Source organism: Kitasatospora atroaurantiaca, assembly GCF_007828955.1.
In the GTDB taxonomy this organism is placed as follows: domain Bacteria; phylum Actinomycetota; class Actinomycetes; order Streptomycetales; family Streptomycetaceae; genus Kitasatospora; species Kitasatospora atroaurantiaca.
This window is the reverse complement of the sequence record NZ_VIVR01000001.1, coordinates 3,089,174-3,110,456: the sequence shown is the minus strand read 5'-3', so window position 1 is coordinate 3,110,456 and position 21,283 is coordinate 3,089,174. Positions and strand designations below refer to the sequence as shown.

Annotated in this window: 16 protein-coding genes; 8 read left to right on the top strand and 8 right to left on the bottom strand. The window is 72.2% G+C overall.

Annotated elements, in window-relative coordinates; genetic code table 11:
• Positions 1-44 precede the first annotated feature (44 nt).
• The 5 genes from FB465_RS14275 to FB465_RS14255 all read left to right on the top strand — a co-directional run bounded on the left by FB465_RS14275 (position 45) and on the right by FB465_RS14255 (position 7,434).
• Positions 45-3,938, top strand: coding sequence for a DNA-directed RNA polymerase subunit beta' (locus FB465_RS14275; RefSeq protein ID WP_145790831.1), 3,894 nt, complete (start codon positions 45-47; stop codon positions 3,936-3,938).
• Positions 3,939-4,119: 181 nt separating this feature from the next.
• Positions 4,120-4,803 (top strand): DUF4097 family beta strand repeat-containing protein, encoded by a 684-nt coding sequence (locus FB465_RS14270; protein ID WP_145790829.1) that lies wholly within the window; start codon positions 4,120-4,122, stop codon positions 4,801-4,803.
• Between the two features lie 91 nt (positions 4,804-4,894).
• Positions 4,895-6,064 carry a sensor histidine kinase gene (locus tag FB465_RS36930; RefSeq protein ID WP_145797346.1) on the top strand — a complete coding sequence of 390 codons (1,170 nt, stop codon included), beginning with the start codon at positions 4,895-4,897 and terminating at the stop codon, positions 6,062-6,064.
• Between the two features lie 13 nt (positions 6,065-6,077).
• The gene (locus FB465_RS14260; RefSeq protein ID WP_145797345.1) at positions 6,078-6,758 is read left to right on the top strand and encodes a response regulator; all 681 of its coding nucleotides are present in this window, start codon (positions 6,078-6,080) and stop codon (positions 6,756-6,758) included.
• A gap of 115 nt (positions 6,759-6,873) precedes the next feature.
• Positions 6,874-7,434, top strand: a complete 561-nt coding sequence (locus tag FB465_RS14255; RefSeq protein ID WP_145790827.1) for a hypothetical protein — start codon at positions 6,874-6,876, stop codon at positions 7,432-7,434.
• Positions 7,435-7,488: 54 nt separating this feature from the next.
• Here the strand turns inward: FB465_RS14255 and FB465_RS14250 are convergent, their stop codons facing one another.
• From FB465_RS14250 to FB465_RS14240, 3 genes are all read right to left on the bottom strand, one after another.
• The gene (locus tag FB465_RS14250; protein WP_145790825.1) at positions 7,489-9,264 is read right to left on the bottom strand and encodes a vWA domain-containing protein; all 1,776 of its coding nucleotides are present in this window, start codon (positions 9,262-9,264) and stop codon (positions 7,489-7,491) included.
• A complete protein-coding gene (locus FB465_RS14245) occupies positions 9,261-10,325 on the bottom strand; it encodes an ATP-binding protein (protein ID WP_145790823.1) in 1,065 nt (354 codons plus the stop codon). Before FB465_RS14245 ends, FB465_RS14250 begins: the two co-directional genes overlap by 4 nt.
• Positions 10,326-10,390: 65 nt before the next feature.
• Positions 10,391-12,814 (bottom strand): helicase-associated domain-containing protein, encoded by a 2,424-nt coding sequence (locus tag FB465_RS14240; RefSeq protein ID WP_145790821.1) that lies wholly within the window; start codon positions 12,812-12,814, stop codon positions 10,391-10,393.
• 154 nt (positions 12,815-12,968) lie between these two features.
• On the opposite strand from FB465_RS14240, the gene FB465_RS14235 reads away from it, so the two are divergent.
• The 3 genes from FB465_RS14235 to FB465_RS36290 are packed head-to-tail and all read left to right on the top strand — an operon-like array spanning position 12,969 to position 15,971.
• On the top strand, positions 12,969-13,706 hold the full coding sequence (locus FB465_RS14235; protein ID WP_145790819.1) for an SIR2 family NAD-dependent protein deacylase: 738 nt from the start codon (positions 12,969-12,971) through the stop codon (positions 13,704-13,706).
• A 45-nt stretch (positions 13,707-13,751) separates the two neighbouring features.
• Positions 13,752-14,954: a cytochrome P450 gene (locus tag FB465_RS36295; RefSeq protein WP_246192662.1), complete on the top strand. Its 1,203-nt coding sequence runs from the start codon at positions 13,752-13,754 to the stop codon at positions 14,952-14,954.
• Positions 14,955-14,963: 9 nt separating this feature from the next.
• Complete coding sequence (locus FB465_RS36290) at positions 14,964-15,971, top strand: ADP-ribosylglycohydrolase family protein (RefSeq protein ID WP_246192661.1); 1,008 nt, start codon at positions 14,964-14,966, stop codon at positions 15,969-15,971.
• Positions 15,972-16,056: 85 nt separating this feature from the next.
• Here FB465_RS36290 and FB465_RS14220 read toward each other — a convergent pair whose 3' ends face one another.
• From FB465_RS14220 to FB465_RS14200, 5 genes are all read right to left on the bottom strand, one after another.
• Positions 16,057-16,479, bottom strand: a complete 423-nt coding sequence (locus tag FB465_RS14220) for a DUF1801 domain-containing protein (protein WP_145790815.1) — start codon at positions 16,477-16,479, stop codon at positions 16,057-16,059.
• 24 nt (positions 16,480-16,503) lie between these two features.
• On the bottom strand, positions 16,504-17,283 hold the full coding sequence (locus tag FB465_RS14215; RefSeq protein ID WP_145790813.1) for a VWA domain-containing protein: 780 nt from the start codon (positions 17,281-17,283) through the stop codon (positions 16,504-16,506).
• A gap of 9 nt (positions 17,284-17,292) precedes the next feature.
• On the bottom strand, positions 17,293-18,552 hold the full coding sequence (locus FB465_RS14210) for a DUF2786 domain-containing protein (RefSeq protein WP_145797343.1): 1,260 nt from the start codon (positions 18,550-18,552) through the stop codon (positions 17,293-17,295).
• Positions 18,553-18,644: 92 nt separating this feature from the next.
• A complete protein-coding gene (locus FB465_RS14205) occupies positions 18,645-20,252 on the bottom strand; it encodes a GumC domain-containing protein (protein ID WP_145790811.1) in 1,608 nt (535 codons plus the stop codon).
• Positions 20,249-21,028, bottom strand: coding sequence for an ABC transporter ATP-binding protein (locus FB465_RS14200; protein WP_145790809.1), 780 nt, complete (start codon positions 21,026-21,028; stop codon positions 20,249-20,251). Before FB465_RS14200 ends, FB465_RS14205 begins: the two co-directional genes overlap by 4 nt.
• Positions 21,029-21,283 lie beyond the last annotated feature (255 nt).

Here is a 21,283-nt window from a genome sequence, read left to right as displayed (position 1 = left end):
CCAGATGAACGACTTTCGACTTACGAAAGAGGGCTTGACGACCAGTGCTTGACGTCAACTTCTTCGACGAGCTCCGCATCGGCCTCGCGACCGCCGACGACATCCGCCAGTGGTCGCACGGCGAGGTCAAGAAGCCGGAGACCATCAACTACCGCACCCTGAAGCCGGAAAAGGACGGGCTCTTCTGCGAGAAGATCTTCGGCCCCACCCGGGACTGGGAGTGCTACTGCGGCAAGTACAAGCGTGTCCGCTTCAAGGGCATCATCTGCGAGCGCTGTGGCGTCGAGGTCACTCGTGCCAAGGTGCGTCGTGAGCGGATGGGCCACATCGAGCTGGCCGCGCCGGTCACCCACATCTGGTACTTCAAGGGTGTCCCGTCGCGTCTCGGCTACCTCCTCGACCTGGCGCCGAAGGACCTCGAGAAGGTCATCTACTTCGCCGCCTACATGATCACCTGGGTGGACGACGAGCGTCGCCAGCGCGACCTCCCGTCCCTCGAGGCGCACGTCTCGGTCGAGCGCCAGCAGATCGAGAACCGCCGCGACGCGGACCTCGAGGCCCGTGCCAAGAAGGCCGAGACCGACCTGGCCGAGCTCGAGGCCGAGGGTGCCAAGGCCGACGTGCGCCGCAAGGTGCGCGAGGGTGCCGAGCGTGAGATGAAGCAGCTGCGCGACCGTGCGCAGCGTGAGCTCGACCGTCTCGACGAGGTCTGGGCCCGCTTCAAGAACCTCAAGGTCCAGGACCTCGAGGGCGACGAGCTGCTCTACCGCGAGCTGCGCGACCGCTTCGGCACGTACTTCTCCGGCTCGATGGGCGCGGCGGCCCTCAAGGACCGCCTCGAGACCTTCGACCTGGCCGAGGAGTCCGAGCGCCTCCGCGAGATCATCCGTACCGGCAAGGGCCAGAAGAAGACCCGTGCGCTCAAGCGCCTCAAGGTCGTCTCCGCCTTCCTGCAGACCACCAACAAGCCCAACGGCATGGTGCTGGACTGCGTCCCGGTCATCCCGCCGGACCTGCGTCCGATGGTGCAGCTGGACGGTGGCCGCTTCGCGACCTCCGACCTGAACGACCTGTACCGCCGCGTGATCAACCGCAACAACCGCCTCAAGCGTCTCCTTGACCTCGGTGCCCCCGAGATCATCGTGAACAACGAGAAGCGCATGCTTCAGGAGGCCGTCGACGCGCTCTTCGACAACGGCCGTCGTGGTCGCCCGGTCACGGGCCCGGGCAACCGTCCGCTGAAGTCGCTGTCCGACATGCTGAAGGGCAAGCAGGGTCGTTTCCGCCAGAACCTGCTCGGCAAGCGAGTCGACTACTCGGCCCGTTCGGTCATCGTCGTCGGCCCGCAGCTGAAGCTGCACCAGTGTGGTCTGCCCAAGGCCATGGCGCTGGAGCTCTTCAAGCCGTTCGTGATGAAGCGCCTGGTCGACCTGAACCACGCGCAGAACATCAAGTCGGCCAAGCGCATGGTCGAGCGTGCCCGCCCGGTCGTGTGGGACGTCCTCGAAGAGGTCATCGCCGAGCACCCGGTTCTGCTGAACCGTGCGCCCACCCTGCACCGCCTCGGCATCCAGGCCTTCGAGCCCCAGCTGGTCGAGGGCAAGGCCATCCAGATCCACCCGCTCGTCTGCACCGCGTTCAACGCGGACTTCGACGGTGACCAGATGGCCGTCCACCTGCCGCTCTCCGCGGAGGCGCAGGCCGAGGCCCGCATCCTGATGCTGTCCTCGAACAACATCCTGAAGCCGGCCGACGGTCGCCCCGTCACCATGCCGACCCAGGACATGGTGCTCGGTCTGTTCTTCCTCACCTCGGACCGCGAGGAGGTGAAGGGCGCCGGCCGTTCCTTCTCCTCGACCGCCGAGGCGATCATGGCCTTCGACGCCCGCGAGCTGGACGTCCAGGCCCCGATCGACCTGCGTCTGCCGATCGGCACCGTCCCGCCCCGTGGCTGGACCCCGCCGGTGGACGAGGACGGCCAGCCGACCTGGTTCGAGGGCGAGTCCTTCCGCCTGAACACCACTCTGGGCCGCGCGCTCTTCAACGAGCTGCTGCCCGAGGACTACCCGTTCGTCGACTACGAGGTGGGCAAGAAGCAGCTCTCCGCGATCGTCAACGACCTGGCGGAGCGCTACCCCAAGGTCGTCGTCGCGGCGACGCTGGACAACCTGAAGGCGTCCGGCTTCCACTGGGCCACCCGCTCGGGCGTCACCGTCTCCATCTCGGACGTCGTCGTCCCGCCGAGCAAGCCCCAGATCCTCGAGGGCTACGAGGCACAGGCGGAGAAGGTCCAGCGGCAGTACGAGCGCGGTCTGATCACCAACGACGAGCGCAAGAACGAGCTCATCAGCATCTGGACCCGGGCGACCAACGAGGTCGCCGAGGCCATGAACGCGAACTTCCCGAAGACGAACCCCATCTTCATGATGGTCGACTCCGGTGCTCGCGGAAACATGATGCAGATGCGTCAGATCGCCGGTATGCGTGGTCTGGTGTCCAACGCCAAGAACGAGACGATTCCCCGTCCCATCAAGGCGTCGTTCCGTGAGGGCCTGTCCGTGCTGGAGTACTTCATCTCCACCCACGGTGCCCGTAAGGGTCTCGCCGACACCGCTCTGCGTACCGCCGACTCCGGTTACCTCACCCGTCGTCTGGTCGACGTCTCCCAGGACGTCATCATTCGCGAGGAGGACTGCGGCACCGAGCGCGGCCTGAAGCTGTCGATCGGTTCCGTGGGCGCCGACGGCGTGCTGCGCAAGGCCGACGACGTCGAGACCAGCGTCTACGCCCGCATGCTCGCCGAGGACATCACGGTGGACGGCAAGCTCCTTGCCACCGCCAACACCGACCTCGGTGACGTGCTGATCGACGAGCTGATCCGCCACGGCATCGGCGAGGTCAAGACCCGCTCGATCCTGACCTGTGAGTCGGCCGTCGGCACCTGCGCCATGTGCTACGGGCGCTCGCTGGCCACCGGCAAGCTGGTCGACATCGGTGAGGCGGTCGGCATCATCGCCGCCCAGTCCATCGGTGAGCCCGGTACCCAGCTGACGATGCGTACCTTCCACACCGGTGGTGTGGCAGGTGACGACATCACCCAGGGTCTCCCGCGTGTCGTCGAGCTCTTCGAGGCCCGTACCCCCAAGGGTGTGGCCCCGATCTCGGAGGCGCAGGGCCGGGTCCGCATCGAGGACACCGAGAAGACCCGCAAGCTGGTCATCACGCCGGACGACGGCAGCGACGAGATCGCGTACCCCGTCTCCAAGCGTGTGAAGCTGCTGGTCTCCGAGGGCGAGGCGGTCGAGGTCGGCCAGAAGCTGACCGTCGGTGCGACCAACCCGCACGACGTCCTGCGCATCATGGGCCAGCGTGCCGTCCAGATCCACCTGGTGGCCGAGGTCCAGAAGGTCTACAACTCGCAGGGTGTGTCGATCCACGACAAGCACATCGAGATCATCATCCGGCAGATGCTCCGCCGCGTGACGATCATCGAGTCGGGCGACGCCGAGCTGCTCCCGGGCGAGCTCGTCGAGCGCGGCCGCTTCGAGACCGAGAACCGTCGCGTGGTCTCCGAGGGCGGTCACCCCGCCTCCGGCCGTCCGCAGCTGATGGGTATCACCAAGGCCTCGCTGGCCACCGAGTCCTGGCTGTCGGCCGCCTCCTTCCAGGAGACGACCCGGGTGCTCACCGACGCGGCGATCCACGCCAAGTCGGACCCGCTGCTGGGCCTCAAGGAGAACGTCATCCTCGGTAAGCTCATCCCGGCCGGTACGGGTCTTCCCCGCTACCGCAACATCCGGGTCGAGCCGACCGAGGAGGCCAAGGCGGCCATGTACTCGGCCGTCGGCTACGACGACTACGACCTGTCGCCCTTCGGCGCCGGCTCCGGCCAGGCGGTCCCGCTGGACGACTACGACTACGGCCCGTACACCGGCTGATAGTCAGGTTGCTTCAACCTCAGGGCGGTCACCCCACACGGGGTGGCCGCCCTGCGGCGTTTCTCCCTCGTGCGGGGGAGGTCCCCGGACCGCTCGGGCGGGCGATCCGGGGGAGGGGGTGCGACGGGCAGGCTGCTGCGTGTCGGTTCGGGAGGTCCGGACCGGTCGAGGGGAGCTTGTGATGAACCGTCCGCTGGCTCGGGTGGCGATGTACGCGGGGATCACCGCGGTGGTGGTGGGGGCCGGAGTCTCCGGGTACTGGCTGGAGGAGAAGGAGAGCCGGGACGTCGCGTACGGAGTGGACCAGGCGGTGCGGGTGCTCGTGGTGGAGGCGTCGACCGGGGACGTCGAGGTGGTGGGAGGGGGCGGTGGCGTGCAGGTGGTGGAGCGACAGGAGTTCCGGGGAAAGGCGCCGGTGGCCACCCATGAGGTCACCGGCGGGACGCTGACGCTGACGTACCACTGCGGTGACTGTTCGGTCGGGTACCGGGTGCGGGTGCCCGAGGGCACCGTGGTGCGGGTGCACGGTTCGACGGGTGATGTGCGGCTGACCGGGCTGACCGGGGAGGTGGTGGCGGAGTCGTCGACCGGGACGGTCGTGGCGAAGGGGCTGGGGTCGACCTCCGCACGGCTGGTCAGCAGCACGGGCGATGTATCGGCGTCCTTCACGACCGCGCCCACCGAGGTGACGGCGACCAGCTCGACGGGGAGCGTGCGGGTGACGGTGCCGAGCGGGCAGCCGTATGCGGTGGACGCCTCGACGGGGGTCGGTGATGTGCAGGTGTCGGTGCCCAGGAAGGTTGACGCCGGGCGGAGCATCGAGGCCCGTACGGCCACCGGCGACGTGACGGTGAACGGTGGCTGAGGCCGGCGCGGGGCTGCGCCGGCGCCCGGTCGTACGGCATGATCACCCTCCGGGGCGGGTCGGGCTCGGGGGAGGGGCGGACGTGGAGCGGATGACGCACGCGCAGGCGTGGGCCGCGGGGCGGACGGAACGGGTACGGGCCCGGTTCGCAGGGGTCAGCCCGTACGTCCTGGACTCGGCGCTGGCGGCGGGCTCGGCGGGCGTCTCGGTGTGGGCGGTGGTCAACGACGATGTCGGGTGGCCGTGGTGGGTCTACCTGCTGGCGACGGCAACGGCGTTCCCGCTGCCGTGGCGCCGGCGGTACCCGGGCGCCACGGTGCTGGCCTGCGCGATCCCCTCGACGGTGCTCTCGGTCGTCGCGCACTCGGTGATGCCGCAGGTCCAGCTCTACGCGGTGGTCGGCATCTACACCTTGGCCGACCGCGGCAGAGGCTGGCAGCGCTGGTCGCTCCTGGTGGCCCTGGTGGTGGGGAACATCCTCGGCACCCGGTCCCCGAACGGCATGCTGTTCAGCCTGCTGACGTCGGTCGGCAGTTACGTCTTCGGCTCGCTGGTGCGGGAACTGCGCAGGCTGGCCCGGGTCGAGGCCGAGCGGGCGCACCAGGTCGGACTTCGGGCCGCCAGCGACGCGGCACGCGCTGTGGCGGAGGAGCGCGGCCGGATCGCCCGGGAGATGCACGACATCCTGGCGCATGCGGTCTCGCTGATGGTCATCCAGGCCGAGGCCGGCCCGCTGGTCGTGCGCAGCGACCCGGAGCGGGCGATCAAGGCGTTCGACACCATCGCCGACTCGGGCCGGGACGCCATGGTGCAGCTGCGCCGGGTGCTGGGAGTGCTCAAGGACACCGACGCCGCACCCGAGTTGGCGCCGCAGCCGACGCTGGCCGAGCTGCCGGCGGTGGTGGCACGGGTACGGGCCTCGGGGGTGCGGGTCGAGTCGGAGATCGAGGCGTACGGTCCGTCCGATGTGCAGACGGCGGCGTACCGGATCGTGCAGGAGGCGTTGACCAATGTGCTGAAGCACTCGGACGCGCAGAGTGTGGTGGTCCGGATCGCCCGTGCGGGGGATGCGCTGGCTATCGAGGTGGCGGACGACGGCCGGGGCGCGCCGGTGGTGGCGGGGATCGATGGCTGGTCCGGCGGGCGGGGACTGGTCGGTATCCGGGAACGCGCGGCGGCCTGCGGGGGCAGCGCGTCGGCCGGGCCCGGGCCGGACGGCCGGGGGTTCGTGGTGGCGGCACGGCTGCCGCTCGGTGCGTAGGGAGAGGGTGGAGTTGCCGATTCGGGTGGTGGTCGCGGACGACCAGGAGCTGGTGCGGGCCGGATTCGGAATGATCCTGGACGCTCAGCCGGACATCGAGGTGGTCGCCGAGGCCTGTGACGGCGCGGAGGCGGTGGAGGCCGTGCGGGTGCACGGCCCGGACGTGCTGTTGCTGGACGTCCGGATGCCCGTGATGGACGGCCTGGAGGCCGCCCGCCGGGTCTGCGCCGAGTACCCGGACACCAAGGTGATCATGCTGACCACCTTCGACATCGACGACTACGTCTTCGAGGCGCTCTACGCGGGAGCCAGCGGCTTCCTGCTCAAGGACGTCCGGCGGGACGATCTCGCCCACGGCGTACGGATGGTGGCCTCCGGGGAGGCGCTGCTGGCGCCGTCGGTGACGCGGCGGTTGATCGCCGAGTTCGCCGCTCGGCGGGGCGTGGTCGGTCCGGAGCGGTCGGTGCGGGCGCCGTCGAGGCTGCTGGAGCAGCTGACCGGGCGGGAGATGGAGACGCTGCAGCTGCTGGCACGCGGCCTCTCCAACGCCGAGATCGCGGGCGAGCTGGTGGTCAGCGAGCACACCGTGAAGACCCATGTCAGCAACGTGCTCGCCAAGCTCCAACTCCGGGACAGGGTGCACGCGGTGGTCTTCGCGTACGAGTCGGGGGCGGTCGTCGCGGGGGAGGCGTGACCGGCTCCCCCGTGCGGGGGAGGGGGCGAGGTTCACCGGCGTGGGCGATCCGGTCCGGGGTGCGGGTGAGCAGGATTCGGGGTGTCGAACTCGCCTGATCCGGAAGGACCTTGAGATGAAGAACCGGTATGCCCCGGTCGCCGCCCCGCTGCTGCTGGCCGTCTACGGTGGGATCCGGCTGCTGCCCGGATCGAAGGACCCGGGCGCCGGCTGGCTGGTGGGCCACGCCGCGCTGTTCGCGGCGCTGCTGCTGTTCGGCGTGGTGACGGCGGACCTGCGCCGACTGGTCACGCGACGGGCGGTCGGGGCCGTCGCGGCGGGAGTGGCCTTCACCGGGCTGGCCGCCTCGCTGGGGCAGGTCACGATCGACCTGTATGTCGGGGTGCGGGCCGCCGACAAGGCGGAGAAGGCGCTGCTGTTCGACCGGATCCAGGATCACCCGGGTGTGCTGCCGATCTTCTACTCCGTGGGCCCGCTGCTGTTCTACGTCGGGATGCTGGCCCTGCTGACCGCCACGGTGCGGCGGCTCTCGGTGCTCAGCCCGCTGCTGGTGCTGGCCGGCACGGTGGCGATGGCGGCGGACCTGGACCTGCTGGCGGTCGGCGCCGCGCTGTACCTGGCGGCGCTGTGGCCGCTCGTGCGGGGGAGCGTCCGGCCGGTGGCGGCTGCGGCCTGACGCGCCGCCAGGTGCCCCCCCGTGCCCCTGTTGCGGTCGGCCGCCTGCAAAGGCTCAGCGCATGCGGAAGACGGGACCGCGCGGGGTGAACGGGAGCCCGGCGCCCTGGGGGACGAGGTAGGCGTGCTCGCGGCGGACCCGGAGGACGTCGCACTCGCCGTCGGTGATCACCAGGACCGGGGCGGCGGGTGGGAAGTCATCGGCGCGCTCCAGCAGGTCGATGCCGGGCTGGAGGACGGTGCCGCCGCGGCCGCGGACCCGGACGCGCCCGGCGATCTCGTCGGTGGGCAGGAAGCCCGCATCGTGCGGGGCGGCGTCGCAGAAGACCACACGGGCCGCCGTGACGTCCCGGGCGGCGGCGTACGAGGCGATGGCGCCCAGGGCCTTGCCGAGCAACTGTCGGCTCATCGAGCCCGAGGTGTCGAGGACGACGCCGAAGGTGCAGCGGGCGATCTCCTCGGGCGGGAAGTACCGTCCGGCGCGCGGGATGCCGGGTGTGGCAGCCTGGCGGCGCGAGGGGCGGGCGTAGCTGCGTACGGGTTGCGGGGACGGGACGAACTCGTCGAACCAGCGGGCCAGTTGGGCGTCCCAGGGAAGGGGCGGGTGGGCGAGTGCGCGGATCTCCTCCACCAGGCCCGCCGGGATGTACCCGCGTTCGCGCCGGTGCAGCTCGAAGCCCTGCTGGAGGCCGCGCCGGTAGAAGTCGTCCAGGTCGACGTAGTCACGGCGGTGGCCGAGCGGCTCACCGAGGACGTCCGGCTTCCCCTTCCCTGCGAGGGTGGCGAGGCGGCGCAGGCGGCGCTGGTCCCGGACGATCCGGTCGTAGACCTCCTCGGCCGAGAGGCCCTTCAACTGGGGGTCGTGCAGCAGCCCTTCGGGCATCTCGCCGACGCCCATCTCCAGCAGCCAGCCGTTGATCACGTAGTCGGCGGCGACGTTGAAGAGGTACGGGTCGCGGGCCCCCGCGCGGTCGCCGTGGCGCAGGGCGGCGTGCAGCATCTCGTGCGCCAGGATGAACCGCCACTCCTCGTCGCTGTAGTGGCGCAGCGGGTTGAGGTAGATCTCGCCCGCCTCGGCGTTCACGGCGGCGATGGCGATGCCCTGGGCGCGGGCGAGTTCGGCGTCGGCGACCAGGGTGATGCCGGCGGCCAGGCCGCCGAGCAGCGGGTAGGAGGAGATGAACCAGTTGAGGGCGCGGGTCCACGGCCGCTCGGGCGTGCGCTCGCCGGTGAGTTCGTCGCGGCGGCCGCCGGCCACGTCCATGGCGGCGGACATGGTCCGGGTCAGGGCGGCGGCGAAGGCGACCGTCCAGTCCTCTGGGGTGTCCGAGCGGTGCCAGGGGATGAGCCGTTGATCGGGCTCGGTGCCGGCGGTGCCCGGCGCGTGCGGCAGGCCGTCGAGCCGCCATCGGGCGGCGAGCTCCTCCTCGTCCCCACCCGGGATCACCGGCGGCAGCTCGAAGGGAGCGCGGCCGACCGAGAAGGTGGCCAGGAAGCGGTTGACCACCATGCAGCGCGCCGCGAGCTCGTACGAGTCCGGGTCCTTGCGCGGGCCCTTCGCGGCCGGGACGTGGCCGAAGCCGAGATGTAGCAGGCAGTGCGCCAACACCCAGGCCCACTCGGCGGGTTCGGCCCGGCGCTTGGGGTTGACGTGCACGGTGCCGTTGGAGTCGACCGCCGCCCAGCCGTCCAGCGGGTAGTGCGCGCAGTCGGGGTTGCGGCAGATCGTGGCGTCGACCGAGGCCAGCGCGGTGTTGCGCTGCAGCAGTGCGACGCCCTCGGCGAAGGCCTCGGCGGCGAGGTCCTTCGAGGGAGAGGCCTTGGGCTTCACCGGCGGGCCTCGACCAGGCGGGGCATGTCGCGGGCCGCCTCGATCAGGAACCAGGCAGGCAGCACCGGGTTGCCGTCCGGCCCGTCCGCGATCACCGTCTGCGCGACCTCGACCGAGATCTCGGCCAGCTGCACCAGCAGCGACTTCGCCCGGTAGGCGGTCTGCCGAAGGGAGTTGGAGGCGTGCTCTTTGCGTGCGGGCAGCTCCTTGACCAGCCGGGAGCGGAAGGCGTCGGCCAGGTAGTAGAGCAGGTCGCGGTCCTCGAGCCGGTGCGGCCAGCGGGCGTCGCCCTTGAGGATCGCGTCCAGCCCGTACGAGTTGCGGACGATCTTCGCGTACCCGCAGAAGCTCACCGCGTGCTGCGGGGTGAGCAGCCCGTACGCCAGCACCTTGAGCGTCGGCTCGTCCAGGGTGGGCCCGAAGGAGTGCAGGGTGTCGGAGAGCATGTGCCAGGCGCGCGGGGTGGAGAACGGCTCCTCGGTCTTGGGCGGTGCGGACCACAGGTGGTCGGGCCGGTCGATGAGGTAGTCCAGCACCCAGGGGTGGATGCCGTTGCCCGCAGCCCAGTTGAGCCAGTCGGTGGCGCTGGCCCGGAGGTGGACGTGGACCAGGCGGTTGACCAGCGCGGAGGCCATCGGGCGGGCCAGGGCGCCGTCGGTGGCACGGTTCCCGGCGCCGATCACGATGGAGCCGGCCGGGAGCTCGTAGGAGCCGATCCGGCGGTCCAGGATGAGCGAGTAGAAGGCCTTCTGCACGTCGGGGGTCGCGGCGTTGAGCTCGTCCAGGAAGAGGCAGTACGGCTGGTCGCGGGCGATCGACTCGGGCGGGCAGAAGCGCGAGCGGCCGTCCGGGGTGATCTGCGGGACGCCGATCAGGTCCTCGGGAGCGAGCTGGGTGCCGATCAGGCTGACGCACTCCAGGCCGAGCGAGTCGGCGAACTCCCGTACCAGCGAGGACTTTCCGATTCCCGGCGCACCCCACAGGAACACCGGCCTGACGGTGGCCAGGCCCAGCAGCAGCTCGGGGACCTGGGACGGCGAGACGGTGACGGCACCCTGCACGGGACTCCTTCGGTTTCGGATTCCCGGCAAGTCTGCGGTCAGGCGCCGGAGGGCGCACCTGTATTTCAGCCGAGCACCTTTGCCAGCACCGCGGCCGCCAGCGCCGCCGGAGTGGCCGGGCCGCGGCCGTAGTGGTGGCGGGCCTCGTCGAGGGCCGGCATCTCGACGGCGGCGCGCTCCTGGGAGGCGCGCTCGACGACGGTGGTGCCGGTCTCGGCCTCCAGGACCGGCGCGTAGCCGGCGAGCCGGAGCGCGGCCAGGGTCTCGGCGGGGGCGGCGCTGCTGATCAGGACGGTGGGGGCGATCCGGCGCAGGCCGATCCGGGCGAGGGCCCGGGACTTGGAGAGTTCCAGGACCAGCGCCTCGTCGTCGGAGCGCAGGCAGCAGGCGGAGCGCACCACGCGGATCCGGCCGTGGGTGCGGGCGGTGTCCTTGAGCAGGTACTCGAGGGTCTGGGGGAGCGGGCGGCCGCCGTCCGAGACCTGGGTGAGGCGCTCCAGGAGGTCCGCGGCGTCGGCGCCCGCGTCCAGGGCGCGGCGGACGGAGGCGGGGCTGATCCGCCAGACCACCGCGTGCCCGTCGGACTCGCGGTCCGCCACCGAGTCGAGCAGCTCAGCGAGTTCGGGGGCGGCGGCGCCGGTCACGACGGCGGTCAGGTCGGCCTGGAACCGGGCGGTGGTCCTCGGCGCGGTGACCAACGTGGCGAGCGCGGAGCGGAGTTCGGCGACGGCGTATGCCAGGGCCCGGTACTCCGACAGCGCCACTCCCGTGCCGGGCACGGCGGGGAACCAGCGGGCGGCGCCGGCCCGCAGCAGCCCGAGCACGGCATGCCCGACCGGGGTGAGCGCGCCGTGCGCGACGACGCCGAGCAACTCGGCCTCGGCGAGGGTGGCGGTGGCCAACTCCTTCATCCGGCTGGAGGGTTCGACCGCGAGCTGGTGCCAGGAGGCCGCCTCGAGCAGCTCGCCGAGGGTCTCCTCGCCCAGCGTTGCGGCGGTGCCGACCCCGTACCCGGCCGGCAGTCGGGCCAGCGTCTCCAGCAGGGCGTGGCGCAGCGGTACGGCGTCCTCGTCCTGCGGTGTGACCAGGGCGACCGGGGTCTCGTCGTGGTCCGGCCAGTGGCTGAACACCTCCGGCGTGACGGCCCACGCCGCGATCAGCGGTACCAGCCGGTCGGCCGGCGGGGCGGCGAGCCAGCTGTCGTACCGGGCGGTCGGGAGCATCCGGGCGGGCGGCAGCGGGGCGGGCTTGCGGCCGCGGGTGGGCGGCGGGGTGTCCCGGTGCGGCGCGATCAGGCCGGCGTTGGCGGTCAGGTCGAGCCAGAGGCGGGTGTGCTGCTCCGGTGCACCGATGGCCTTGGCGAGCTTGCGGGTGTCCCGTACGGCGATGCCCCCGGTTTTGCGCACCGCCAGTGGGGCAGCGGCGGTCGATCGCAGCAGCAGCTCGACGCGGGAGGCCGCGGCGGTGGCGGCGGCCTGCGCCTCGCCGTCCGCGTGGGCGGGCAGCGGCCGGGCGGCGCCGACGGCGGGCGGTTCGGGCTGGAAGGGCATCGGCGCCGAGGGGTCGCGCAGGGCGGCGCCGACCTCGTGCGGAAGCTCGACGAGGTCCACCCCGACCGGGACCAGCAGACCGCGCGCGGCCAGCCAGTCCGTCCCAGGATCGCCCGAACCGCCCTGGCGGAACTGGAACTTGCTGGTGGCGCCGTAGTAGCTGCCGGTGTCGGGCACGAAGCAGTGGGTGCGCAGCAGCGGCGGGCCGGGGACGAGCGCCTCGAGGAGCTCGACGGCGTCCGGCGGTGCGTCGGCGACCAGTTGCCGCACGGCTTCGGCCTCCTGGAGGTGCTCGACGATCATGCCCTGCGCCTCCTCCCGGGTACGGGCCGCGGGCAGCCCCAGGTTCTCGGCCAGCAGGCGGATCTCGGCGGCCTTGTAGGCGTCGGAGAGCAGGATGGTGAGCGGCCGGCCCAGGCCCTGCAGCTCGGCCGCCTGCTGGTGCAGTACGGCGGGCACGGTGAGCAGGTCGCCGTGCGGCGGCAGGAGCAGGGCGCGCTCGGCGAGGCTGTCCAGCGCCCGTTCGGCGAGACTCTCCAGCGCCCGATCGGCCGAGGCGCCCAGTGCGGCCAGCAGCCGGTCGCGCGGGACTGCGCGCTCGGACGGCTCCGGCGGCCGTACGGTGAACACACCGGGGCGGGGCGTGAGTTGCGGCCCGGCGAAGCCCGCCGGGCCGGGGCGCGCGGCCGAGACCGGCGCCGGGCCGTACAGCCGCTCGGCCAGGACGGCGACCGTGACGAGGACCTGCAGTTCGGCCCGGTCCAGGAAGTTCAATCCGATCATGACCGAGTTGCCGCTCAGCAGGTGTTCGGCGAGCCGCGCGGGGTCCTCCAGGCCCGGTCCGCCGGAGTACGGCAGCATCCGCTGCTCCAGCAGCTCGGTCAGCTGCTCGGCGGTCCGGGTGGTCAGCCAGGTCTTCAGGGCATCGGCGCTGGTCACCCGCCCACGCTAACGGACCACGCCCGGGGCCGGAGCCGCCTCCGCAGGACAGGCCCCGTGTGAGTGAACGCAGCCGGCCCGTAGTGCTCTGCGCGCACGCTCGGACCAGGAAAGCGTTCGCGCACCGGGCCCGTGGCCCGTACCGTCGACGGGCATGAACGCCAAGCGCCCGCTGATCGCCGTCCTGACCGGCGCCGGGATCTCCACCGACTCCGGAATCCCGGACTACCGCGGCCCGAACGGCCTCTGGCAGCGCGACCCCAAGGCGCAGGACCTGGTCACCCTCGGCCCCTACCTGGCCGACCCGGAGGTGCGCCGCCGCTCCTGGCTGATGCGCCGGGACGCCGGGGCGCAGGCGGCGGAGCCCAACGCCGGCCACCTCGCCCTCGTCGAGCTGGAGCGCAGCGGACTGCCGGTGCGGGTGCTCACCCAGAACGTGGACGGGCTGCACCAGCGCTCCGGCCTGCCGGCCCGTAAGGTGCTCGAACTCCACGGCACGGCACGGCAGGTGCAGTGCGTCCGCTGCAAGGTGCGCAGCGAGATGGCGGATGCCCTGGAGCGGGTCGCGGCCGGAGAGCCGGACCCGGCCTGCCTGGACTGCGGGGGAGTGCTCAAGCCCGCAACGGTGATGTTCGGCGAGACCCTCGACCCGGTCGTGCTCGACCAGGCCGGGGCGATCGCCAAGGCCTGCGACCTCTTCATCGCCGTCGGCACCACACTCCAGGTGTACCCGGCGGCGGGGCTGGCCCAGGTGGCGCTGGACGGCGGCGCCCGCCTGATCATCATCAACGCCGAGCCCACCCCGTACGACCCGGTCGCCCACGAGGTGATCCGCGAGCCGATCTCCACGGCTCTCCCGGCCCTGGTCCGGCGGCTGATCGTGGGGGAGTGAGGGCACCGTACGATGGCGCTCCCGACGAGCTGGGAGTGAACAGTGGTGACCTTCGACCCGTGGTCGGCGGCGTTCGTCGCGCACCCGTACGACGCGTACGCGGAGCTGCGTGAGCACGCGCCCGTCAGCTACTACGAGCCCAGCGACCAGTGGCTGGTCTCGCGGTACGAGGACGTCAGCGCGCTGCTCCGGGACCGCCGGCTCGGCCGCACCTACACCCACCGTTACACCCACGAGGAGTTCGGCCGCCCGGCCCCCGACCCGGCGTACGAGCCGTTCCACACGCTCAACGAGAACGGCCTGCTCGATCTGGAGGCGCCCGACCACACGCGGATCCGGCGCCTGGTCTCCAAGGCGTTCACCCCGCGCATGGTCGAGTCGCTGCGCCCGACCGTCGCCCGCCTCGCGGACGAGCTGGTCGGCGCCCTGCTCGCCGACGGGGGCGGCGACCTGGTCGCGAAGGTCGCCGAGCCGCTGCCGGTGGCGGTGATCGCCGAGATGCTCGGGGTGCCGGAGGCCGACCGTGGGCTGCTGCGCCCGTGGTCGGCGGACATCACCGGGATGTTCGAGCTGAACCCGACGGCCGAGGTGGCGCAGCGCGCGGTCACGGCGAGCATCGAGTTCTCCGACTACCTGCGCGGCCTGATCCGCGAGCGGCGGGCCCGGCCCGGGACGGACCTGATCAGCGCGCTGGTCCAGGCGGCCGAGGGCTCGGACGCGCTCACCGAGCAGGAGATGATCTCCACCTGCGTGCTGCTGCTCAACGCCGGTCACGAGGCGACGGTCAACACCACCGGCAACGGCTGGTGGGCTCTGTTCCGCAATCCCGGCCAACTCGCCCTGCTGCGCGGCTCGGTGGACGAGCTGCTGCCGACGGCCGTCGAGGAGTTGATGCGGTACGACACCCCGCTGCAGATGTTCGAGCGGTGGGTGCTGGAGGACATCGAGGTGGCCGGGGTGACCATCCCACGCGGGGCGGAGGTCGCGTTGCTGTTCGGCTCCGCCAACCGCGACCCGGCCCGCTTCACCGCCCCCGACCAGCTCGACCTGGCACGCACCGACAACCCGCACATCACCTTCGGCGCGGGAATTCACTTCTGTCTGGGCGCTCCGCTCGCCAGACTGGAGCTCACGGAGTCGTACGGAGCGCTGCTGCGCCGGGCACCCGGGCTGCGGCTGGTCCGCGAGCCCAAGTGGCGCCCGGGGTATGTGATCCGGGGGCTGGAAGAGCTGATCGTCGAGGTGTAGGGGGAGACCGTGAGAAAGGCTGCCACGGGCACGCTGCTGGGCCTGGCGATCGGCGACGCCCTCGGCCATCCCACCGAGTTCGACGAGATCGAGCACATCGCGGCCTGGTGCCCCGACTGGCGCGAACTCCCACTGCCCAAGCCGGCTCTGGTCACCGACGACACCCAGATGACGCTCGCCTTGGCCCGTGGCCTCCGAATCGCCCTGGAGCGCGGCCCGCTCGTACCGCTGCGCCTGGAGCGGCCGGTGCGCGAGGAGTTCGTCGAGTGGTGGCGCTCGCCGGAGAACAACCGGGCCCCGGGCACGACCTGCCTCAAGGCCTGCTGGCGGCTGAGCAAGCCGGATCGGCCCTGGCAGGAGGCGAGCGAGATCGGCTCCAAGGGCTGCGGCGCCAACATGCGGGTCGCCCCGATCGGCCTGCTTCCCGACCTGACGGATCGTCACCGAGCTGGCGCCGCCCAGCTCCAGTCCGCGCTCACCCACGGCCACCCGACCGCGCTGGCGGCGAGCGACCTCACCTCGTACACCGTCCGGCTGCTCGCCGACGGCGCCGAGCCGCGCGAACTGCCAGGCCTGCTGCGGGCGTACGCGAACGCCTCGCGTACCCGCTACGACGAGTTCTGGCTGGGCGATCTCGCCGCGCACGCGCAGGACCCCTCGGCGGAGGAGTTCATCGCGCGCGGCTGGGACGAGTGCCTGTTCGTGCTCGACCGCCTGGACGCCGCCCTCGCCAGGCCGGAGCCGGACGCCGACCCCTGCCAGGTGACCGGTGAGGGCTGGATCGCCGAGGAGGCCTTCGCCACCGGTCTGCTCTGCTTCCTGCTCTTCCCGGACGACCCGGTTGCGGCAGTCCGCCGCGCCGCGTACTCCTCCGGCGACTCCGACTCGATCGCCTGCCTGGCCGGCGCCTTCGCGGGCGCCCACCACGGCGCGGACGCCTGGCCGGCGGACTGGGTGCGCCGGATCGAGTACCGCGACGAGCTGCTCGCCTTCGGCGCCCTGTGGGACCGGAGTTAGAGAACGACGCGGTGGTCACCTCCGTGCGAACCGCCGGTGACGACGGCTACGGCGAGAGGGCCGAGCAGATGATGAGGCCAGCCGCCTAGGAGCTGATCGTCCGGCCGTTCAGGGACTCGAAGGCCAGGGTGATCAGCTCGCGCAGGGCCGCCTGGTCCACGGCGTCCAGGCGCTTGATGTACAGGCAGCCCTTGCCCGTCGTCACCGGGCCCAGCCGGGCGAGCAGTTCGCCGTGCCGGTCGAAGCCCTCGGCCAGGTAGACCGTCAGCGCCTGTTTGCGCGGGGCCAGGCCGACCGGCGGCCAGTCGCCCTCGCGGCCGCTCGCGTAGCGGTAGTGGTACGTGCCGAAGCCGACGATCGAGCCGCCCCACATCACCGGCGGCGCCCCGGTGGCCTCGGCCATCAGGGCGCAGAGCGCCTGGGCGTCCGTACGGCGGCGTTCGTCGGTGACCTCGGCGAGGAACTCCTCCGCGCTCGCGGCGCTCGGCTTGGTCTTCGGCTCGGCCATGGCGCCAGAGTAGCCAGGCGGGGCTCAGCTCCGGAGCACCCCGGCCTGGCGAGCCGCTGCCAGCCAGACCGGGAACTCGGCGAGCAGGCGGTCGTACAGCACGGCGTCGGGTACCGAGCGCGGGTCCGTCCCGGCGGGCAGGAAGCCCGCGTTGTCGACCGGGCGCTTCGCCGGGACGGGCAGCTCGTCCAGCCGGTGCAGGAAGGCGAACTCCCGGTCGGCCGGGTCGCCGAAGCCGACGAACTGCCAGAAGATCGGCAGCTCGGCGGCCAGACAGAGCATCATCTCGGCCGCCGACCGCGAGGTCGGCCCGCCGTCCGTCTGGAAGACCACCAGCGCCGGGCCGGACACCCCCGAGCGCTGGTGGTGTGCGATGACGGCCTTCATCGCCAGGTGGTAGTTGGTCCGTCCCATGTGCCCGTACGAGGCGTGCAGTTGCCCGATCCGGCCCTGGTAGTCGGTGATGCCCAGCTCGGCGACACCGTCGACCTCCGTGGAGAAGAACACCACCGGCACCCGGCCGTCGTCGTCCAGGTGGGCCGACAGCGCCAGCACCTGCTCGGCGAAGTGCTGAACCGTGCCGTCCCGGTAGAAGGACCGCATCGACCCCGAGCGGTCCAGGACCAGGTACACGGCAGCCCGCGCGCCGCCGAGGCCGGCCTTGTCCAGGCTGACCTGCGCCGTCTTGTACAGGTTCACCAGCCCGGGCGCCGAGGCCGACAGCTTCTCCAGGCTGATCACAGCGGGTACCGATCGCTGTCCGGCAGCGCACCGCGCACCCGCTCCGCGTACCCCGTCACACATCCCCCTCGGCTACTTGGTGATCGCCCCGGCCCGTCCGTGCAGCGAGGCCCGGTCCGCGGCGGCCCGGCCGGCCGCCCAGCCCTCGCCGTCGCTCACCCGGACCCGCTGGGCGGTCAGCTTCGGGAACATCTGTCCGACGGTCCGGTCGACCGCCTCCTCGCGCGCCGCCAGCGCCGGCAGCAGCCGCTCGTCCGGCACCAGCTGCTCCGCCGTGCCGTCCTCGCGAAGGTGCCGACCGGCGGCCGCGTCGCTGGTCGCCTGCTCGGTCGCCGCCGTGAGCCGCTCCCGGATCCGGGCAGCGTACGCGACCAGGAAGGACTGCCGGAAGGACTTGGTCCGGGACGCGCCGTCCAGGTGCTGCTTGCTGCCCGCGCGGTGCATCGCCGAGGTCGCCTGCACCAGCAGCGAGGTGTAGAGCAGCTCCACCGCGTCCAGGTCGGCGTCGAAGCCGACGATGGTGCAGAAACCGAACTCCTTCGCCCACACCACCCGGCAGCGGTTCGCCGCCGCCACCGCGTCCAGCAGCATGGTCTTCGGGCCCTCGTACGGGTTGTCCACCCCGAGCCGCAGGGCGGCCGGTGCGTTCTTGGACGGCTGCCCGGCCGCCAGCAGGGCATCGTCGATGCTGTGCTGGGCCATCAGCTGCTGGGCCTTGGCGGTCAGCGCCTCGGCCTCCTCCGGGTACTCCGTGGACTCCGCCTTGGCGAGCAGCGCCCGGATCCGCGACAGCATCCGCGGCTCGCCGGTCACCGGTCCGCTCGGGCGCTGCGAGACCGAGGGCCCGGCTCCCGGCACCGGGCCGACCGGTGTGATCGGCGGCAGGTGGCCCCAGACCCGCAGCAGCTCCAGTGCGGCCGTCGCCAGCGCGAACCGGTCCTGCCGGTGCCGGAGGGCGAACCCCGCGAGGAACTCCTCGTCCGACTGCCACCACACCTCGGCGGCGAGCTCGCGCAGCTGCTCCTGCCAGCGCCGGTCGAGCGAGGCGGCGGGGTGGCGGCGGCCCTCCGCCGCGATCAGGTCCACCGCGAGCGCCAGCTGCACCGGCCCCAGCTCACGCCGCACCACCCGCACCAGATCGGCCGGGCGCCACCCGCTGGTCCACGAGCGCGCGATCGCCCGCTCGGCGAAGGCCACCAGCGCCCGGCTCACCTCCGGCCACCGCTCGGCCGAGGCGGCCAGCAGCGAGGCCCCGGTGTCCAGGGCCAGGTCCAGCCCCTCCGCCGGCGCCGCGATCACCTGGTACGCCGCCTGCTCCACGGCGCCGTCCATCGCGGGCCCTCGCTCGCCCTTGCGCTTGCCCACGGTGCCACTGCCTTCGCCTAGTCCGACCCCTCAGCCCCTCAGCAATGATGCCGGACCGCTCAGCGCTCGATCGCCGTGGCGAGGATCTCCGGGAGGCGGTCCAGCAGCCGGGCGGCGGCCAGGCGGATGCCCAGCGTGGCGAGCGCGGCGCCGTACACCGGGCCGAGCAGCAGGACCGGCCAGGCCGGCAGGTCGGCGATCAGCAGCCAGGCGAGGACGCCGCCGACCGGGAGGGTGAGCAGCGCCACTCCGAGCAGCGAGCCGAAGCTGTTGAGCAGGACCACCCCGCCCTGCCCGGGGGCGGCGTTGCGCATGGGGTTGCTGTCGGCGGGCATGGCGTACGGCGCGAGCACGCTGAGCAGCGCACCGAGGCCGACGCCGGTGCCGAGAGCGGCCAGGGTGAGGCCCAGGGCCGGCGCGAGCCCGGCCCAGTCGCCGGTGGCAACGGCCAGCACGAGCCCGAGCAGCAGCGAGATCGGCACCGCGTACGAGAGCACGGCGTACGCCCTGCCGCGCAGCTCGCTCCGGGCGTCGGCCGGGGTGGCCAGCGTCGCGGAGACCATCCAGAAGGCCGAGCCGTCCATGCCGAAGAGGTTGACCATCTGGAGGCCGAGCATGACCCCGGCGAGCGTCACCACGTAGACCGAGGCCCAGCCCTGCACCACCGAGAGCACGCAGAAGACCAGCGTCATCCCGATGCTGGTGAAGACCGCGGCCTTGGCGCGCGGCTCTCGCCAGGCGTACCGGAGGTGACGCTGCATCACCGCACCGACCCGGCCCTCGGGGAAGAAGCGGGCGGCGGGCGAGCGGCCGACACCCCGGGCGGCGATCAGGGTGGAGGAGTCGGCCGTGACCATCAGCTGCTGGAGGCTGCCGCGCCACCAGCGCAGCAGCAGCGCCAGCAGGACGCCGGTCGAAGCGAGCTGCAGCACGGCCGGCGTGTAGGAGCCGTCCGCGGCGGTGCGGGACGCGTCGATCGCGCTGACCGGCGGGATCCAGCGCAGCACGGAGGCGAAGGGCTTCAGCGGTGAGAGGTCCAGGTGGTGGCCGGGCCGTCCCAGGACGCTCTGTGAGGCGAGGTTGCCGATCTGGATCAGGACGGCGAAGAGCAGGCCGCCGAAGATCGCGAAGTCCTTGCCGCGCCGGCTGGAGAGCAGCCGGGCGTTCCCCGCCGCGACCGCCCGGGACAGCGTGACCAGGGTGACCACGGCCAGCGGCACCCCGAGCACGGCCGCCGGTACGGAGGCCCAGCCCCCGGCCGCCGCCACCCCGGCGCCGCCGAGCAGGACCAGGGCGAGCACCGGTCCTGGCCCGATCAGCGCGGCGAGCAGTGAGCCGCGCAGCAGTGCGGCGGGGCGCAGCGGCAGCATGGTCAGCCGGGTCGGGTCCGCGCTCTCGTCGCTGCTGAACAGGAAGAGCGGCAGGGCGGCCCACCCGACGGCGAGCGCCGTGGCCAGCATCACCGCCGCGTCCGGGGCGCCGGCGTGGCCGTGGAGCAGGGCGATGCCGAGGGCCACCAGGGCGGTGAACAGCAGCCCGAGCACCGAGCCCAGGATGTACACGGCCTTCCGCTGCGGGCTGCGGCGCAGTCCGTTGGCCAGCAGCCGGAGCTTGAGCGAGACGAGCGTCCGGACGACCACCCGGTCCGTGGGGACGGTGAGGCTCATCGGGCCCCTCCCAGCCAGTCGAGGGCCTGCCCGTCGTCCTCGCGGACTCCGATCAGCTCCAGGAAGGCGGCGTGCAGCGAGCGCTCCCCGCGTACGGAGTCCAGCGGCCCCTGCGCTATCACCTGCCCGGCGTTCATCACCGCGACCCAGTCGCAGAGCTGCTCCACCAGCTCCATCACATGGCTGGAGAAGACCACGGTGGAGCCCGCCGCCGCGTACCGCTTGAGCACGCCCCGGATGGTCTGGGCGGAGACCGGGTCGACGCCCTCGAAGGGCTCGTCGAGGAAGAGCACGTCCGGGTTGTGCAGCAGGGCGGAGGCCAGGCCGATCTTCTTGCGCATGCCGGTCGAGTAGTCGGCGACCAGCTTGTCGGCCGCGCCGAGCAGGTCGAGGACGGTCAGCAGCTCCTCCGCGCGGCGGTCCACCTCGGCGCCGGGCAGCCCGCGGAGCCGGCCGTTGTACTGCAGGAGCTCGCGTCCGCTCAACCGCTCGAACATCCGCAGGCCCTCGGGCAGGATGCCGATCCGCGCCTTGACCGCGACCGGGTCGGCCCACACGTCCGCGCCGTGGACCAGCACGGTGCCGTGGTCCGGGCGGAGCAGCCCGGTGACCATCGAGAGCGTGGTGGTCTTTCCGGCGCCGTTCGGCCCGACGAGGCCGATGAACGAGCCGGCCGGCAGCTCCAGGTCGAGGCCCGCCACGGCGGCCTGTTGGCCGAAGCGCTTCCACAGGTTGTGGATGCTGACGGCGGCGGACGGTGGCGTGGTCGCCTGCATAGCGGGGGTCTCCTGCTCATGGGCACGGTCGTGCGACTCGGTTGTGCACTCGGTTTGCGACTCGGTTTGCGGCACGGTGTACGGCGCGGCCCCAGCCTCCCACTACCCTGGGCCGCGGACTGATCAAGGTCGCCACGCCCGGCGTGTCTAGGCCGAACGGGTGATTCTCCGTCAAACGTCGTCATCGGTTTCACTCCGGTCGGCCGATTCGGCAACTACCCGGGGCCCTGATTCGTCCTGCACCATGAGGAGAGT